At 36.4% G+C, this 18,403-nt stretch carries 19 protein-coding genes; 4 read left to right on the top strand and 15 right to left on the bottom strand.

What is annotated here, in order from left to right; genetic code table 11:
• Positions 1–52: 52 nt before the first annotated feature.
• On the top strand, positions 53–778 hold the full coding sequence (locus tag M948_RS39765) for an ABC transporter ATP-binding protein (RefSeq protein WP_021292178.1): 726 nt from the start codon (positions 53–55) through the stop codon (positions 776–778).
• Positions 768–2,414: a putative ABC transporter permease subunit gene (locus tag M948_RS39760; protein ID WP_021292177.1), complete on the top strand. Its 1,647-nt coding sequence runs from the start codon at positions 768–770 to the stop codon at positions 2,412–2,414. The genes M948_RS39765 and M948_RS39760 overlap by 11 nt, the downstream gene beginning before the upstream one ends.
• A gap of 40 nt (positions 2,415–2,454) precedes the next feature.
• Here M948_RS39760 and M948_RS42980 read toward each other — a convergent pair whose 3' ends face one another.
• The 8 genes from M948_RS42980 to M948_RS39725 form a co-directional block, all read right to left on the bottom strand.
• The gene (locus tag M948_RS42980; RefSeq protein WP_021292176.1) at positions 2,455–2,586 is read right to left on the bottom strand and encodes a YjcZ family sporulation protein; all 132 of its coding nucleotides are present in this window, start codon (positions 2,584–2,586) and stop codon (positions 2,455–2,457) included.
• Between the two features lie 273 nt (positions 2,587–2,859).
• Positions 2,860–3,618 (bottom strand): (S)-benzoin forming benzil reductase, encoded by a 759-nt coding sequence (locus tag M948_RS39755; RefSeq protein WP_021292175.1) that lies wholly within the window; start codon positions 3,616–3,618, stop codon positions 2,860–2,862.
• Positions 3,619–3,713: 95 nt separating this feature from the next.
• Positions 3,714–5,084: a dipeptidase gene (locus tag M948_RS39750; protein ID WP_021292174.1), complete on the bottom strand. Its 1,371-nt coding sequence runs from the start codon at positions 5,082–5,084 to the stop codon at positions 3,714–3,716.
• Between the two features lie 119 nt (positions 5,085–5,203).
• Positions 5,204–6,337, bottom strand: coding sequence for a bifunctional cystathionine gamma-lyase/homocysteine desulfhydrase (locus M948_RS39745; RefSeq protein WP_021292173.1), 1,134 nt, complete (start codon positions 6,335–6,337; stop codon positions 5,204–5,206).
• Between the two features lie 62 nt (positions 6,338–6,399).
• Entirely contained in the window at positions 6,400–7,317 is a 918-nt protein-coding gene (locus M948_RS39740) for a PLP-dependent cysteine synthase family protein (RefSeq protein ID WP_021292172.1), read from the bottom strand.
• Between the two features lie 15 nt (positions 7,318–7,332).
• Positions 7,333–7,794 (bottom strand): S-ribosylhomocysteine lyase, encoded by a 462-nt coding sequence (locus M948_RS39735; protein ID WP_021292171.1) that lies wholly within the window; start codon positions 7,792–7,794, stop codon positions 7,333–7,335.
• A 25-nt stretch (positions 7,795–7,819) separates the two neighbouring features.
• Positions 7,820–8,458, bottom strand: a complete 639-nt coding sequence (locus M948_RS39730; RefSeq protein ID WP_021292170.1) for a class I SAM-dependent DNA methyltransferase — start codon at positions 8,456–8,458, stop codon at positions 7,820–7,822.
• A gap of 137 nt (positions 8,459–8,595) precedes the next feature.
• Complete coding sequence (locus M948_RS39725) at positions 8,596–9,216, bottom strand: YhcN/YlaJ family sporulation lipoprotein (protein ID WP_021292169.1); 621 nt, start codon at positions 9,214–9,216, stop codon at positions 8,596–8,598.
• A 164-nt stretch (positions 9,217–9,380) separates the two neighbouring features.
• On the opposite strand from M948_RS39725, the gene M948_RS39720 reads away from it, so the two are divergent.
• Positions 9,381–9,617 (top strand): YhdB family protein, encoded by a 237-nt coding sequence (locus M948_RS39720; protein ID WP_021292168.1) that lies wholly within the window; start codon positions 9,381–9,383, stop codon positions 9,615–9,617.
• Positions 9,618–9,684: 67 nt separating this feature from the next.
• Here the strand turns inward: M948_RS39720 and M948_RS39715 are convergent, their stop codons facing one another.
• The 5 genes from M948_RS39715 to M948_RS39695 form a co-directional block, all read right to left on the bottom strand.
• Positions 9,685–10,911, bottom strand: a complete 1,227-nt coding sequence (locus tag M948_RS39715) for an anti-sigma factor domain-containing protein (RefSeq protein WP_021292167.1) — start codon at positions 10,909–10,911, stop codon at positions 9,685–9,687.
• Complete coding sequence (gene sigI / locus M948_RS39710; protein ID WP_021292166.1) at positions 10,908–11,636, bottom strand: RNA polymerase sigma factor SigI; 729 nt, start codon at positions 11,634–11,636, stop codon at positions 10,908–10,910. The genes M948_RS39715 and sigI overlap by 4 nt, the downstream gene beginning before the upstream one ends.
• Positions 11,637–12,292: 656 nt before the next feature.
• Complete coding sequence (locus tag M948_RS39705; RefSeq protein ID WP_021292164.1) at positions 12,293–12,763, bottom strand: thioesterase family protein; 471 nt, start codon at positions 12,761–12,763, stop codon at positions 12,293–12,295.
• Between the two features lie 15 nt (positions 12,764–12,778).
• Complete coding sequence (locus M948_RS39700) at positions 12,779–13,762, bottom strand: 3-hydroxyacyl-CoA dehydrogenase NAD-binding domain-containing protein (protein WP_021292163.1); 984 nt, start codon at positions 13,760–13,762, stop codon at positions 12,779–12,781.
• 6 nt (positions 13,763–13,768) lie between these two features.
• Entirely contained in the window at positions 13,769–14,665 is an 897-nt protein-coding gene (locus M948_RS39695) for a 3-keto-5-aminohexanoate cleavage protein (RefSeq protein WP_021292162.1), read from the bottom strand.
• 476 nt (positions 14,666–15,141) lie between these two features.
• Between M948_RS39695 and M948_RS39690 the strand changes: the two genes are divergently transcribed.
• Complete coding sequence (locus M948_RS39690) at positions 15,142–16,731, top strand: BCCT family transporter (protein ID WP_021292161.1); 1,590 nt, start codon at positions 15,142–15,144, stop codon at positions 16,729–16,731.
• Between the two features lie 58 nt (positions 16,732–16,789).
• Here the strand turns inward: M948_RS39690 and M948_RS39685 are convergent, their stop codons facing one another.
• Together M948_RS39685 and M948_RS39680 are read right to left on the bottom strand one after the other, a co-directional pair.
• Positions 16,790–17,497: a PRC-barrel domain-containing protein gene (locus tag M948_RS39685; protein ID WP_021292160.1), complete on the bottom strand. Its 708-nt coding sequence runs from the start codon at positions 17,495–17,497 to the stop codon at positions 16,790–16,792.
• A gap of 63 nt (positions 17,498–17,560) precedes the next feature.
• Positions 17,561–18,382, bottom strand: a complete 822-nt coding sequence (locus M948_RS39680; protein ID WP_031335755.1) for a S1C family serine protease — start codon at positions 18,380–18,382, stop codon at positions 17,561–17,563.
• Positions 18,383–18,403 lie beyond the last annotated feature (21 nt).

Here is an 18,403-nt window from a genome sequence, read left to right as displayed (position 1 = left end):
GTGTACCATAGTTTAATCTATTCATAAAAGCAATTAGAAATGAGGCGTAATCATGATTGAATTAACAAATATTCGGAAAGGTTTTCCTGGCAATAGCCGTGCCATTGACAACCTTTCGTTTACTGTCCCAGATGGAAAAATCGTTGGCTTTCTCGGCCCTAATGGAGCAGGGAAATCTACTACCATCAAAATGATAACTGGGATTCTGCCTATTGACGAAGGAAGTATTACTTTAAATGGATACAACATTAACCACCATCCGATTGAAGCAAAAAAATTATTCGGTTATGTTCCTGACCAACCAGACATGTTCCTACGATTAAGAGGAATCGAATATTTAAATTTTATCGGTGATATTTATGAGGTACCTGAACAGTTAAGACAACAACGAATCGAAAAGCTTACAAAGCAATTTCAAATTGATAAATCACTACATGATTATATCCTAAATTATTCACATGGAATGCGTCAGAAAATCATTATTAGTGGCGTATTACTACATGAACCTGCTATTTGGATCCTAGACGAACCATTAACAGGACTAGATCCAAAGTCCGCATATGTACTAAAAGACTTGATGCGTCAACATGCTGACAAAGGAAATACTGTCTTCTTTTCAAGTCATGGACTAGAAGTTGTAGAGCAGATATGTGATGTAGTTGCGATTATTAATAATGGGGAACTGCTCTTCTATGGTGATATGGACCAATTACATAAAGAATATCAAACCGATCAATCACTCGAAAATGTATTTTTGGAGTTGACAAATGATGAGTAAAACCTGGCTTTTAATGCGGATCATGCTAAAAATGCAATACTCGAAAGCTGGTAAGAGCCATTCGCAAATGTGGATTTTATTAATTGCATTTATCTTTTGTATTCCATTTGTGTTCTTATATATTGGGTTAATTAGGAGTATTGTTACAGTTCTTTTCGAATCCTTACAGCCGATAGGGCAGGAAACCGTTATTCTTGGGTTATTGTTTATTAGTATCCATGCAATCCTATTCTTTATGAGTTTCTTCACCATAATGAATACATTTTACTTTACAGAGGATATTCAATCGTTCATTCCTTTTCCCTTTCAGCCATATCAATTATTATTAGGTAAGGCAACTAACCCATTTTTATATTTATATTTAACGAATGGATTCCTGTTTCTTCCTTTTTACTTCATTTATGGGGGGGTGAGCAGTGCCTCTATATTCTATTACATACATGGGATTTTGAACTTTATACTATTGCCGTTCGTCCCTTTTTGTTTTGCAGCCATTATACTTATGATTGTCATGCGTTTTGTAAATGTTGCTAAAAACAAAGATCGTTCAAAAGTAATTGCTGGAATTGTATCTTTAGCATTTATTATTTTTATAAATGTCCTCATCCGTCTAAACACGGATACAGATAAGATAACCAATAACTTTGCGGATTACATTCAAAAAAACGATGGCTTACTAAACCAAATTACTGCATACTATCCACCAGCTTACTTCCAAACGAAATCCTTAACTGGGGCTGGAACATGGGAAGGAATACTCTGTTTACTTGCTGTTATTGCATTTACAATTGGATTATTCAGTTTATTCCTATGGGTAGGTCAGCAAACCTATCTAAAAGGAATGTTTGGAGCAGGAAATTCGAAAAAGCAAATAGTTGCTAAAAATACATTTAAAAAAGCTATAACACAACGACCAATTTGGGTTTCATTTATAAGAAAAGAATTACGAACGATTTTTCGCACTCCTTCGTTTTTACTGCAATGTGTGATACAGAGCTTGTTTGGTCCGATTTTTATCTTAATTATCCTATTGATGGATTCATCCAATGAAGCTTTTGCTGCCTTTTTTGATAACTTGTCAAGCAAACAAACGATTTTACTTTTGTTTTTAGCATCAATTATTTTACTAGGTACGAACGCAACTTCTTTGTCTTCCATTTCAAGGGAAGGAAAGAATTGGTTTGTACATATGTATTTTCCGATAAGTATAAAACAAATACTGTTTTATAAAATAATGACAGCTTGGCTGCTTAACTTAATATTGATAGGATTATTGCTAATCATCGGAAGTTTTTTATTCCAATTGTCTCCCTTATATATTGGAAGTTGGGCCATTTTAATGTTCATTGCTAGCTGGTTAACAAGTACTTTTGGAACATATCTGGACTTCAGCAATCCAAAATTAACTTGGACAGACGAACAAGAAGTCTTTAAATCAAGATTTATTAGTTTGATTGCGCTCTTTATCTATTTTGGAATGTTTGGTGGGCTTGTATTAATTATTTGGAATTCAGCTAGTATTCATGGTCTATTTCTAACATTTCTTAGTATCATGATTGCCTTAGTCCTTGTCAATGGTTTGGTATTAAAGCTAATTCAATCAAAAATTCGAGCAAAACATCAACACTATATCTAGAAATAATAAAAAAATGCAGGGGAAAACCCTGCATTTTTTATTAGCAACAGCCGCCATAGCCACCGCCGTAGCCACCACCATCTGAATAGGCAGTACCAATAATGATTAGTAAAATAAACAATACTACAAGTAGCGCGAAACCGCCGCCATAGCCAAAACCGCCTTCACTCATGCATTTCGCCTCCTCTTTCACTGAATAATTCATTTTATGCTAAAGATAAAATAATGGGAGGGAAATTAGCTTATATGGGCTTTAAATTTTACATGCTCCATCTAAATATGCAAGCAGTAGCGTTACCTATCATTTCCCACTGTTGTAATGAATGAACGATGTGTTGACACCTAAATGTCTTCCCCTCTACTTGTCTTATTTGTTTACACAAAAAGGCTTCTCGTTAGCGAGGAATCAAACTTGAAAAAATTCTCTACCTAACTTTAAGAAATATTATAAGTATTGGTTCACGTGATATATTTTTCCATTCGTGATTTTAGACTCATCAACCATAATATCTACAAGCACTCCACCAACCTTCTCTGTATTTTTCAATTGGTTTTTGTCCTTGTATTCCTTAAACTTCTCCACTGCTGCAAAGGATTCTTTTGAGCTCGAGCGAATTGCTTCTTGCATAGCCGTATCCATTATACCTGGACTAAATGCAATAACTTTGTTTTTCGTTGCTAACTTTTCTTGCTCTAACGCGACGGTTTGCGTATACATATTAATACTAGCTTTTGAACTGCAATATGCACTCCATCCATATGATGGCTTTTCCGCTGCACCTGATGTAACGGTAAGTCCAATCATCGGTACATTTTCTGCATGCGCATATTTTAAAAATATGTTCGTAGTTGCCATAGGTGCTAATACATTTACTTGAAAATGATATGCCAAGTCAGATGAGGAAATATTCATTGCATGATCAATTGGTTCAATTGCTGCGGCATTGTTAACTAAATAGATACTCGTCGGTTTCTCTTGTGTAAGTTTCATTGCGAGAGATTCGATTGTTTCATTGACTGCTTCCATATCACCTAAATCACAGCTAATACTTGTGTAATTCACCTTTTTATCGGATGCATAGGCCTCTAAATTAGAGGATTTATTACGTGAAATACCAACAACATGAACTCCTTGATTCATAAATTTTTTTGCTACACTTTCCCCTAAACCTCTTGAGACTCCTGTTACTACCGCATATTTCATACGTTATCCTCCTTTTCATTAATAAACTACAGTTGGAAATGACGAAAAGGGTCCTTGCCGCTAGAGAAAGGACCCAAATATTTATAATCCTGCTTTTATTGATTACCTACTTCATTCCAATAATATATAAGGGTTTCCATCCCTTTATCAAAACTATCAATTGGAAAGCTTTCATTTGGCGAATGAAGCCGATCGTCTGGTGTTCCAAAACCTAACAATACAATTGGCATTTGATAGATTGCTTCGATCCACTCCACCACAGGAATGGATCCACCCATTCTAACAAAAACAGTCTCTTTATTAAATGCCTTCGTGTAGGCAGTTGCAGCTTTGGTAATTAATGGATGGTTTGGTTCTACTTTATAAGCTTTCGCAGATAACTTTTCCTTTTTAACATCTACTGTAACTCCTGCAGGGGCAACATTCATTACATGTTCCTCTAACAGCTGTTGAATTTTAACAGGATCTTGTCCAGGGACTAACCGGCACGTAATCTTAGCTGTAGCTGTTGAAGGAATAATTGTTTTTGTTCCTTCTCCTTGATACCCACCGTACATACCATTAACTTCAAATGTAGGACGACCCATCGTATGTTCTTTAGCCGTGTAACCTTTCTCTGAAGCAGTCTCGTTAACTCCTGTTGCTTCAGAATAGCTTTCTCCTGGAACCTGATCAATCAGCTTTTTTTCTTCTTCCGCAAGCGGCTCTACACCGTCATAAAAACCCTCGACGGTAATCACTTCTTCTTCGTTCTTCATGGAGGCAAGTATATGACTTAGAGCCATCAATGGATTCCGAATTGCACCGCCATACATTCCTGAATGTAAATCGTGGTCCGGGCCAGTGACATTGATTTCGATTCCGGTAAAGCCTTTCAATCCATATAAGATGGTTGGTTGATTCTTAGCGACCATACCAGAATCGGATATAACGGCAAAATCTGCCGCGAATTGTTCTTTTTTTGAGTGAAGCACTTCATATAAATTCTCGCTGCCTATTTCTTCTTCTCCCTCTATACATACTTTAACATTCAGCGGGAGCTTCCCCTCCGCTTTCAAATACGCTTCAAATACAGCAAGATGCATAAACACTTGTCCCTTATCATCACTAGCACCTCGAGCATATAATCGGCCATCTCTTACTTCTGGCCGAAATGGATGACTATCCCATAGTTCAAGAGGATCTGCTGGCTGTACATCGTAATGGCCATAAAAAAGTACAGTTGGCGCATTGGAACCAGCCCTGTTGTATTCGCCATAGACGAGAGGATGACCCGAAGTTGCTTGTTTCTCAGCAAAATCGAAGCCAATATCATGTAAATACGTAACGATAAAATCCGCAGCATGATGAATATCTTCTTTATGTGCACGATCCGTACTTACACTCGGAATTTCCAAAAAATTTGATAATTTGTTTAGTAATTGTTCTCGATTATTTTTTAAATACACGAGCGCTTTTTCACTCATTCGAAAGCCTCCTACTTGAAAATTCTAATATGTATCATTTTACCATATACATTTACAAAACACCTATTGGACAATACCGCTGACATAATAAAAAAGGCAGCAATAGCTGCCTTGTCTATCTATTCCAGTGCCTGTTCCAAATCCTCAATTAAATCTTCACTATCTTCAATACCTATGGATAAGCGAATTAAGCCATCTGTAATACCCAGCTCTTGCCTCCGCTCCCTCGGGATCGATGCATGTGTCATTTTTGCAGGGACTGAGATCAAACTTTCTACCGCTCCCAAACTTTCTGCCAAAGTAAAGTAGTTTACTTTTTCAATCACTGTCTCTGCTGCCTTACTACTTCCAACATCAAATGAAACCATCCCTCCAGAGCCTTTTGCCTGCTGCATTGCTATTTCATGGCCTTGATGTTTCTTAAGTCCAGGATAATAAACCTTCGTTACCTGTGGATGACTTTCAAGAAAAGCTACAAGTTTTCTCGTATTTGCCTCAATTGCCTCCATGCGTAGACCTAGAGTTTTAATCCCTCGCATTAATAGCCAAGCATCTTGTGGCCCTAATATTGCTCCCACAGAGTTTTGGATAAAATGAATTTGTTCAGCAAGCTTCTCGGAATTAACAACTACAAGTCCAGCTACTACATCACTATGCCCACCTATATATTTCGTTGCACTATGCAATACTATATCAGCACCCAAATCTAATGGTAATTGCCAATAAGGAGTAGCGAACGTATTATCCACAATAAGGAGTAAGTCGTGTTTTTTGGCAATAGCGGCCATTTTCTGTAAATCGGTAATTTTTAAAAGCGGATTCGTAGGTGTCTCAATAAACAAAGCCTTTGTATTTGGTTTTATCGAATCTTCTACTTTTTTTGGATTACTTGTATCTACAAATGTATGACTTAAGTCAAATCGATTCAATACATTTGTCATCATCCGATAAGAACCACCATAAACATCGTCTGTTAATAGTACATGGTCACCAGTATTAAATAACATCATTACTGATGTTATTGCTGCCATTCCAGAGCCGAAAGCAAAACCTGCCTGACCATTTTCTAAATCAGCAATTACCTCTTCCAGCGCATTCCGAGTAGGATTACCGGTCCGAGAATATTCATATCCGCGATGTTGACCAACGTTGTTTTGCTCATAGGTACTTACTTGATATATAGGTACTGAAACCGCACCTGTTTGCTTATCACCAGTAATACCACCATGAACCATTTTTGTTTTTCTTCGCATTCCGATTCTCCTTCATACATTAAAGCAGCTGAGTTGAAAACCGCTTTTCTTATTCTTTTCTTTTATCTAGGATAAATATCCTTGCTTAAATAACGATCACTTCCATCTGGAAATACTGTCACAATCGTTGTGCCTGGAGAGGCAAGCTCTGCTTCCTTCAGTGCGGCATACATTGCAGAACCAGAAGAACTCCCAACGAGTAATCCTTCTTTTTCCGCCAAGGTTTTAACTAAATCAAAAGCATTATCATCCGGTACAGTATAAACCAGATCTATCAGGGAATGATCCATATATTCAGGAAAAAATTCCATTCCAATACCTTCAGTCCGATGAGACCCAGACTCACCACCGCCAATAATTGAACCTTCTGGCTCTACAATAACCGCTTTTAATTGTTTATTCCTTTCTTTCATGTATCTGGTCGTTCCCATAAACGTTCCAGCAGACCCTGCTCCAGCAACAAATATATCTACTTTCCCTTCTAAGTCTGACCAAATTTCTGGAGCCATTGTTTGATAATAGGTAGTTGGATTAGCTTCATTAGTAAATTGCTGTGGAGAGTAACTATTCGGTATCTCCCCTAATAACTGCTCCGCCTTCTGTATTGCACCTTTCATTCCTAATTCCCGAGGAGTAGAAACAATCGTTGCTCCTAAAGCTCTCATCAGTGTTTGTTTTTCAGTACTAAAATGTTCTGGTACACATAAGATAACGGAAAGATTATGTGATATTGCCGCAATCGCTAAACCAATACCGGTATTTCCAGCTGTCGGTTCAATAATGGTACCACCTGGATGGATTCTCTCTTTCGTTAAGGCATCCTGAATTAACGCAACTCCTAATCGATCCTTAATGCTTCCTCCAGGATTTAGAAACTCTAATTTAGCATATAAATGGACATCCTTTGGTAATGAAAAGTTCGTTAACTCAAGTAATGGGGTATCTCCGATAATATGCTGAATCGACTTGTAAACTGTCATCCATTTCTCCTGCCTTTAGAATACTTGATGCCATTCGTTCCGATGATCTAACATTTCCTGGGCAATTTTTTTTGCCCCTTCTAAGCTATGATTTGCTGCCCAGCCACATTGTACCTCATTGCAAGCAGGTACTTCCCGGGCTTCTAGAACGTCGTTTAAGGTGTGTTCAAAGGCCTCTAATACTTCCTCATATTGATCACGATTCATAATAGATAAATAAAAGCCAGTCTGGCATCCCATAGGACCAATATCTAATACATTATCCATATGATTACGGATATTCTCTGCCATTAAATGTTCAATGGAGTGTAATCCATCCATATCCATATGTTCCTTATTAGGTTGTTTAAACCGAATATCATATTTATATACTTTATCCCCATTAGCCCCTTCTGTAACGCCAACTAAACGAACATATGGTGCCTTCACTTTTGTATGATCAAGATTAAAACTTTCTACATTCATTTTTTTTGCCATGATAACCGCTCCTTTTCGAAATATACTATTTTTTCGTAGCTACGATTAACCAAACGAAGTCATTCATTTGTTTCATCGCTATATCAAAATTATACAAGGTGAAGATACTTTTTAAAACCGTTACTGTTGGATAATACTCCCGTTGTAGGTCTTCTGCAAGATCCATATAACCATGTTTTTTTGCATGATCTATTTCCTTGTGTTTTTTTTCTTCAGTAATGAACACGGTGTCTCCAAATACTACTTTTCCACCTATTGGCAGCAATTCTGAAAACTGTTTAATAGCACTCTCCTTTTCCGTATCCGTTAAGTGATGAAACGCATAGGTGCTTACAATGGTGTCTACCTTTTCTGTGAAAGCTGGAAAGTGAAGGAAGTCCCCTTCGACTATTTGGACATTTGGAAGTTTTTTATTAGCAATTTCACGCATCGCTAACGATGGTTCAACTCCGACAAACTCATGCCCTGCTTCAATGAGCTTTTGAGATAAATTCCCAGTCCCTATTCCAAACTCTAACACGCTGCCTTCCGTATAGGAAACCACTGTATCTAAAATATGATTGTAGTTAGCAAAGACACGTGCATATTGCGGATCCATCCCTGCCACACTGTCATCGTATTGATTTGCCCAATCATCAAAAATCGATAGAAACTCTCTCCCCATGTTTTTCAGCTCCAAAAATAAATTAATCCTTACTAAAACACTATGGATAGTAAGAATTATATGTATAATTATATAATAAGTTCCTATTTTTTAAAAGAAAAAACGAGTAGCCTTGAAATTGGGCCACTCGTTTATCATTAACGATTTTGCGGGAATAAGCGTTCAACCATATTACCGAATTGATCAAAAAACCCTTCTACTGGCTCTCCATTATCCACATCTTCCGCATAATTTTGCGTTAAGTTAAGAAAATCCGGGTTAGTTGAGACATATACATTATCTATGTCTTTATCAACAGACTGAACAATTTCTTTAATTTTTGATTTTACTGCATCCGTAACTTCATTTCCGTTATCCGCATTATTTGTGTTTGTATTATTTGTATTCGTATTATCTGCTGTATTTTTATTCTCGGTATTTGCATCATTCTTGTCTAGACCTGCCGCAACGTAAGCGTTGTTGTCCGTAGTTACAACGTATGCACGATCAATTTCATCAATTTCATTGGTTATTTTGTCAGCTGCTTCTTTTGAAACATCATAACGATCAGCATTATTATTTTCCTGATCTCGCTCCGATGTTCTTCTCATCTCATAATCACGGTCACCTGCCATGCCATCGCCAGTATTATTATATCTTGTTTGTTCTGCGTTTTCTTCCGCTCCATTGTCTGGATTATTGTTGTTATCATCTGTATTGGCACATCCCATTAGCACAATACCAAGTACAGCAAGAATACTAACTAATTTTATTTTCATGTGTATTTACCTCCTTTGTTTTGCCCTTAGTATGATTCAAGGTTGAGTTATTATACTTTTTTTATTTAGCCTTTTTATGGCAAATACACCATTTTTGTTTCAGACAATATATATATAATATGGGGACACTATGGAATAACCCTTACAATTTAAGGAGGGGTAAAATGGATATTCCTGATTATGATAAAGCACTTTACTATACGCTTTGGGGACATTGGGACGATTTGCTTGTACTTATGGTACGAACAAATGATGATCTTCTCTCAAAAAAAATTCAACATTTTCTGCACGCTTTTCATTATTCACTTGATGAACGAACAATTATGGAATCTCATGACAATCTGCTTTATTACTTGGATCATGCAATGAAATATGAATCCACAGTTACGATGAAAGTATAAAAAGTAACACAGACCTTACCACATGGTCTGTGTTACTTCATTTGTTTATTCTACTCGTTAATTCGATTTAATCATCGTACTCTCTTTCATCTTCATCATCTCTATCCTCTTTATCATCATCTGTATCTTCTTCATCATCACCGTATTTATGTCTATATCCATGGCTTTTCTTCTCTTCTCGACCACAATTGTAGTCGCTTTCATCTTCATATTCATTATCATGATGGCGCTTTTGATACCATTGCTTATCTTTCTCCCATTTATGATTGTCCCTATCCGTTTGTTTATGTTCATTCTTTTTTGTATTTGTAGGTTTCTTTTTAGATTTCGCTTGGTCTTTCTCTTCTGTCTGTTTGGTATCTTCATTTTTACTACTATTTTTTGCTGATGACGTTGATGGAGCCTTCGATTGTATTGGATTTTCTTGCTGCTCTTTATTATTTTCTGATTGTGGATTATTCTTTTGTTTATCCTTAGCATTGGTTTGATCCGTCAATGAATCTTGTTCTGACACCTTTTCAGAATTACTTTCGGAATCACTTTCTTTTTTAGAATTATAAAATGAATTAATAATAGCTCTATCCTCATCATCCAATTTCGTTTCTGAATCAGTGTTTTTAGTTAACGTATCATCCTTCTCTTGTATTGCCGCAGCCATCGCTTCATTCATAGACATGTGATTATCTTCTGCTTCCTGCCTGATTTCATCTGGAACATAATAAGTTGCAATATCCCATTCGGAACCTTCTACTTGAAAATAGCGTTGCATTCTCTCGATTATAGATGAACCTTTATTATTTTGAATCAAGCTTACTCCTACTAACATATGTTTTTGATTATTAATTAAGCCAGTCTCTTCACTTTCAACCATAATCATATGTATTACATCTTCCAATGCTTTTCCCTGATATTCACCTAGCTTGCCTACAATGTTTTCAGCATCATTATTAATAGGACGAATGGATTGGACTTGCAAATCTTCACTGATTTGTAATTCTACACTGGGATTTATATCTATTCCAACATAAGCATATGTTTTTTTATTATCCATAAGAAAATAAAAAGGCAGCACAAATAAAAGCATGATACTTACTAAAGCAAGTAAACGCATTGGCATATTCATTTTATGACCACGAGACAAGAAATGAAAACGCTTTTGTGCTGGGATTGGTTTAAAAGTAACTTCAGCTCCAATTTCAACATTCTTAACAGGGATTGCCTTATAGAATACACCTTCTTCTGTAAGAACAATCATATACTTTCGATGCTGTTCCATGATGATCCCTTTCTTCACTGACCCACCCCCTTCAAATAGTCTTTAAGATATAGATAGTCTTCTGTAAGTACAATAAAAATCGCTAATATATATTTTCGATTACGTTCTAGTGTTTTCTTACTTACATCAACGTTTTTTACCAGTTCTTTAATTGGCAACTTTCGTTTCGCTATCACATACTCTTTTAACTCAGGCTTTTCACATAATACCCTTGCTGTTCGTATCGCTGATTCACGGGCATCTCTATGTTTCGGCGATACCTCTGTTAATTCAGCTAAACTCATTTTATATAGTTTTAGCTTTTCTTTAAAATCAAGTATTTCTTGTTTACGATACCATGAATCCTGCTCTAATTGATACTGTTCCTTTACTGCGAGAATTTCTGTAGGGTTTTCCATCTGTTCCGCATCATATGTTTCATCTAAAGAAACTGCAGCTGGGCGTTTTTGAACATACCGAATGTAATCAATTACCTTCCGTTTAATCACCAGTTTTGCAAAGGATAAGAAGGAGCTACCCCTCTCTGGTGAATAGGATAAAATTGCTTCATTAAAAGCTGAAAGTCCAATACTGAATTCATCATCCTTTTTAGGATCAATATACCGTTTACAGACTTCTGAAACACATTTTGCAATAAAAGGTTGATATGTTTTTAATAGATAATTTTGGACAGTCTGGTCTCCTTGCTGGGCTGAAAGTATCATTTCTTCTAAGGGAATATCTTTTAATGATTTACTCACCATCAATTAAAAGCCCCCCTAGCCATTATAATTTTCGAGTTGTTTGAAATATTTTTGGCCGTACTATTTCCATATTCACATTCATTCCATTTATAATCATTCATTAATTTATTAGTCACGATGTATTCACCATCTTTTATTATTAGTTTCAATAAAATATATCTTCGGTCTGTCGGGTTTTTTCTTTCAACCCTACTTATTTCAGTTAAAGCAATTGATTCTCGTTACGGGTATTGCTCCCCGTTATTACACATTTAATAGGTTTAATTATTCATTCTAACAAGCTATATATACCCGTTCATTTTTTAAATTTTTATTACGTTTTGAGGCTAGTCCCCAAAATAAGGTTGTTACACTACGAATATTATGATGTATCTTGTCGTAATTTCATATGACAAGTCATTTTATCTTAACGTAACGAATACCGTGTGGCTACCACAAACCCGTTACATTTTCTTTAAATAATAATTACTCTCTTCACCTATTATGTAATAATTTCTTTACAATGTCTTTAATCAATTTTTACCTGTGACTTTTTGCTTATATTGTATGATTTTATGAATAATAAGAATATAATGAAACGATCATTTTATAAAATACTTTAAATATAAGAAGCTGTCGAGAAGTGTCTCGACAGCTTTGATGAAACAACGTATTATTTATTTTTTCCTTATTCCTATTACCCTTCCAGCTTCTTTCGGCTTTTCAGCCGGTGTATACATAGAAGCAAGTTCTTTAACTTTTGACAATATTTGATCAGGAAAAGGTGACGGTTTACCAGTCGCTTGATTCATACCCATTAACATTTGTTCACTCGAAGCGGCTCGTTTCCCATTCAACCCCATTAATTCAAAGAAAACATGTATACGTTTTGCATCATAATCCAGCAATTGTACATGTACTTCGAGTGGCTCATTATACTCCATTTCTGCTAAATAACAGATATGTGTTTCTAATGTGTACATGGTGTATTGTTCTGTTTCACGAAAGGAATCATCAATACCTGCAAGCTTCATTAATCGATCGACAGCCCAGCTAAATACACGCCCATACTCTGCATCGTTCATATGCCCATTATAGTCAATCCATTCTTTTCTTACCCGATCTTCTAAAATTACTTTTGACGTCACTTCCAAACCCTCTTTCTATAATTCGCCTTTAATCGTTGCTGCTGGCCAATATTTCTTTACTAAATCCTGCAGTTCAATTAAAAACTGATCACGTCGTTCTTCTAATTCTTCCATCGTTGTTCCTGCAGTTTGTTGTTCACAACCACTAATAACTTTTTCAGAGAGCTCCTCAGTTAATTCTGGAGCTTCTAATTTTGTCCATGGAAGTTTAAGAGCTGGACCAAATTGCTCGAGTAAATGTGCCATTCCTTGTTTACCTCCACCCATATGCAAGGTCATGAAAGGACCCATTAATGCCCAGCGTAATCCTGGCCCATATACAATGGACGCATCTACTTCATCAGTCGTTGCTACTCCATCATTAACAATGTGCAATGCCTCTCTCCAGATAGCTTCCATTAATCGGTCAGCCACATGTCCTTCGATTTCTGTTCGAATAACGAGTGGCTTCATTTCCATACCATCATAGACACTTTTAGCGACATTAATTGAAGAAGAAGACGTTTTTTGTCCACCTACAAGTTCAACTAAAGGCATTAGATAAACTGGATTAAATGGGTGTGCAACAATTACTCTTTCTGGATAAAGGCTACAATCAGCTTGCAATGTACTTGGAAGAATACCTGAAGTACTAGATGCAATAATTGTTTCTTCTGGTGCATATTTGTCAATTTCTGCTATAACCTGACGCTTTAGTTCTTCTCTTTCAGGAACATTTTCTTGAACAAAGTTAGCATTTGAAACAGCTTTTCCCAGATCACTTTCGAAAGATAAATTATCTAAAGAAGCTCCATTTGTTAGCCCCTTTTTTTTCATGGCTGGCCATGCCCTTGAAACAGCTTCGCGTGTGCGTGCTTCTGCTTTAGGATCTAAATCACTAGCAGTTACATGATAGCCATTTGCTAAGAATCTAGTTATCCATCCATTCCCTATGACACCAGTCCCGACGACGGTTATATTTTTTATCTTTGTTGTTGTATTTGAAGTTTGTACTGACATCTCTGATTATTCTCCTCTTTCATGTGGATTTCTTAAATTTAAATAATTACGCGCTTCCACGGGACTCATTACTTCATGACCTAAACCATGAATCGTTTCTACTGCTTTATCTACGAGTTCTTCGTTCGTAGCAAGCTGACCTTTCTTTATATACAAGTTATCCTCTAGACCAACACGTGCATTTCCTCCTTGGATAACAGATTCAGCAACCATCGGTAGTTGCATTCTTCCGATCCCAAAAGCAGCCCATTTTCCATTTTCAGGTAAACGACTTTTCATGTAGGCAATTGTTTCAGCATCAGCATCTGCTCCCCAAGGAATCCCAAGACAGAATTGATATAAAGGATCCCCTTCAATTAACCCTTCTTTCATTAATTGATTTGCAAACCGTATATGACCCGTATCAAAACATTCAAGTTCTGGTTTAACACCACTATCTTTTATTAGCTGAGCCTGCTTACGTAACCAATTTGCCGGACTAATGTAAATTTGATCACCAAAGTTCACACTACCACAATCTAAGGTACATATTTCAGGAAGTAACAAACCAACTGGTTCATGACGTTCCTCTGGTGTTTGAATATCCGTTCCTAGTCCCCCTTTTGTTGGGTCTGCATCACTAGGTATCCAATCGCCACCACCACCGGCAGTAATATTTATAATAACATCTGTTTCAGACGCACGAATTCGCTCTACAACTTCTTGAAATAATTGAACATCATGACTCAATTTTTTCGTTTCTGGATCACGTACATGGATATGTGCAATGGTCGCACCTGCCTTAGCTGCTTTAATTGCTGAATCTGCAATTTCTTTTGGCGTTACCGGTACATGCGGGCTTTTTTCAGCTGTCTCGCCAGCACCTGTTATTGCACAAGATAATATAACTTTTCGATTATTCATTCTTCTTCCTCCTATCTATTCTGATGCATATGTTCGACTACTTCGCCACTTCCAAAAAATAAATTGATTTCCATCAGAATCTCATTTTGTTCCTCTATTTCGTTAATGTACTACTATCTGATTGTCTCTCTTTACCTACTGGATAAAATGGAAGTAAAGGGAACCAGCTCAGTAACCGTTAGGATTTTTCTCAACAAGAAATTTATTACTTCATCATCGTGACGACATATCAATCTTTGTTTTACGTAGAAACTGTAACATGCATGTACAAAAATAAAAAATATCAATTCAACTAGAATATGGGAGCATATGAGAGAATGAGCTAACTCAACCATTATAAACTTTATAAATAATAAAATTTATAAAGTTTATAAGTTATTTGATGTTTGTGTGGGCTAGTTTGGTTTGCTAAGATAATAAAGTCCTTTAAATCGGAAAATTTTATATTTATGATAGGAAAGGTGTTTGATTACTATATGAATTTTAAACTAATCGATTGGCCAACCTTCTTAGGGGCCTTATTTATATTATTAGGTGTTTCTCTGCCTCTGATTTTCTTTCCAGAAGCTGGGGCTGAAGTAATTAATCTAGCCAATTCTTTCATGACTGGTAATTTTGGAATTCTATATTTAATATTAGGGCTTGGATGTTTTCTGTTTCTTGTATTTGTTGCATTTAGTAAGAATGGACGAATCAAATTAGGGAATAAAGATGACAAAAAAGAATTTAATACGTTCTCATGGGCAGCAATGCTATTTGCTGCTGGGATCGGCTCTAGTATCCTTTATTGGGGAATGATTGAATGGGCTTATTACTATCAAGGGCCGCCATTTGGAGTAGAACCTAAATCAAATGAAGCTATTCAATGGGCATCTACGTATGGAATTTTTCATTGGGGGCCGATTGCTTGGGCCATCTATACTTTACCTGCTCTCCCTATCGCATACTTTTACTATGTACGAAAAAAGCCTGTTTTGAAAATTAGCGAAGCTGTCCGACCAGTATTAGGAAAGTATGTTGATGGCCCCGTAGGCAATATCATTGATATATTGTTTATGTTCGGTCTTATGGGTGGTGCTGGAACAACGTTAGCATTAGGAACGCCTATGATTGCAGAAGGAATCCATGACCTAACCGGTATACCAGTTACATTAGGCTTAAAAGCAGTCATCATGTTGTTATGTACCGTAATCTTTGCCGTCAGTGCCTATTCTGGGTTACGTAGAGGAATTAAGGTATTAAGTGATGTTTGTATTTGGTTAACGATTCTATTAATGGCTTTTGTATTTATCTTTGGACCAACTGTATTTATTAGTGAAACGACATTTTCTAGTATTGGTATTCTTGCAGATAATTTCTTCCGCATGGCTACATGGTTAGAGCCATTTAGAGACTTGGCCGGATTTTCGGAAACTGGATTCCCAGAATCATGGACGGTTTTCTACTGGGCATGGTGGGTTGTATACGCACCATTCGTTGGTTTATTTGTTGCACGTATTTCCCGAGGCAGAACAATTCGTGAGATGATTCTTGGTACGATGATATATGGTACGTTGGGCTGCATTTTATTCTTTGGGATTCTTGGTAACTTTGGACTTTACCTTCAACTTTCTGGCACATTTGATATCATCGGGTTTATGAATGAAAACGGAGCACCAGCTGCTATCATAGCAATCCTCCATCAACTTCCTATGGCAAAAGTTGTTGTGGGCGCATTTACCATATTAGCTGTTCTATTTTTAGCAACAACCTTTGATTCTTCTTCTTATATCTTAGCCTCTGTGGTGCAAAAACAAATGAAAGGTGAACCAATGCGATGGAATCGTTTATTCTGGGCATTCACTTTATGTCTGTTACCGCTTGTTCTAATGTTTATCGGAGATCTTGAGGCATTACAAACAGCAAGCATCGTTGCAGGTTTTCCACTCATATTCATCATGTTCCTATTGTCATGGTCGTTTATCAAAGCATCCAATCATGATCTTAAATCATCTAGAGAGTTTAAAAATCCAACCATTCACATTAGTAAAAAAGATAAGGATGTAAATCCAAAATCAAAGAATTAATTTTAGAAAAAAGGACTACGGTAGATTGTCTCTACCGTAGTCCTTCTGATATTACATTTTATAAATTTGGCAATATAGTAGCTTTCGATTTATATACGGCATTTGTCTTGGCTTCTGCTAATGTCTCGTTTAAATAAATATCTTCTTCAAACCAATCCACTGTTTCAATCTTATCAATTGGATAAATCAAGTAAGCTTCTTCTGTATACGTATCGCTATCTTGTACTACCATATATCTTAGTTTCCAATACTCTGTATCGAATACCATATCGATAACCGTTCCAATCTTTCCATCATTCGCGTGTACTTTATATCCTAATGTTTCATCTTCGCTTCGCAAATCATACGCCTGCATGTCATGTAAACGTTGTTCTTGTATTTCGGATTGCTCATTTGATCGAGGGGAGGTAAAAGGTTCATCTATGTTTCCCCAAATCATATTTCCTGTCCAATATCTTGCCCAACCATAATAACTAATGAGCGAATTTTCTACATCTTTTGTAATTGCATGTTCTTCAGGTATTGTAGGACTATTTCGAATGGTATCTTTATCTAATTCTACCTCTACAAGTTCTTCCCTTTCATTAAGCGTTCGGAAGGAAGTTAGAGAAATAAGCACGCGCCTGCCTAGGAGCCACTTTCTTGAATCTATAACCGCATATCGTATCGTCCATTTTTGATCGTCAAAATACAAATCCTTGACTTTCCCCATTTCTCCATCTGATGCATGAATATTGTAGGCTTTCAAATCAGATGTAAAGAACATTTCATTTTCCTCCTTCAATGTTTACTGATCTCATACCCTTTTTTTGTTCCTTCCAAACAGCCCTTACCTTTGATAATCATAATAATAATCAATTGAATAAAATAATCCCACTTTTCCATGGCTTTTATGGTCTAAAGTAGCAAAAATGATGCCTATTACCTTTCCGTTGTTATTTATTACTGGACTACCGCTATTTCCTCTGTATACAGGAGCATCAAGCATAATAACCTTACGATCCCAAGAAGGAAGTTGTGTTTCACCAATAACGGTTCCTTCATTAGCTATTCCATGAAACTGAAGTGGGTTACCAATAAACTGGATAGCATCATTTTTTTGAATATCTGCATTTTTCGCTAACTGTAAATATGGCATATTTTCAGAATCAATATCCAATATTGCTAAATCAATGGATGGGTGAATCTCCTTAACATGAGCCGGATAAAGTTTGTCATTAGGAAAAGCAACGATGATTTCGCTTGCTTCCTCCACCACATGGTAATTTGTCAGAATCAACCCATCTGACGAAATAGAAAAGCCCGTTCCTTTTGAATCTCCAGTTTCAACGGTAACTACGGCCTGCTGATACGTTTTGATATCCTCTTCTTGAGATAACTGTGCTGAAGTAATTAAGAAATCAATGGCTGGAATTGAAAAAGTACGCGGGATTATTGCAATCACATTTAATAATAGAACTGACGCGATTAACCAAAACGCCCATTTAGGAAATGGACGTTTGGGTCTTTTTTGTTTTTCTTCTTCTTTTTCTCTTGCTAACGCTTGCTGTCTTTCTTGCTCAACTAATTCAAATAACGTTTCATCATCAATTTCTTCATACAAATCTTCATCTATTATATCCCGTTTCCGCTTATCTTTAGAGCTCATCATTCACCCCAAATTTGATTGACG

Source organism: Virgibacillus sp. CM-4 (assembly GCF_000445495.1).
Classification (GTDB): Bacteria; Bacillota; Bacilli; order Bacillales; family Amphibacillaceae; genus Virgibacillus; species Virgibacillus salexigens.
The sequence above is the reverse complement of the archived record's forward strand: the minus strand, read 5'-3'. Positions and strand labels throughout refer to the sequence as shown.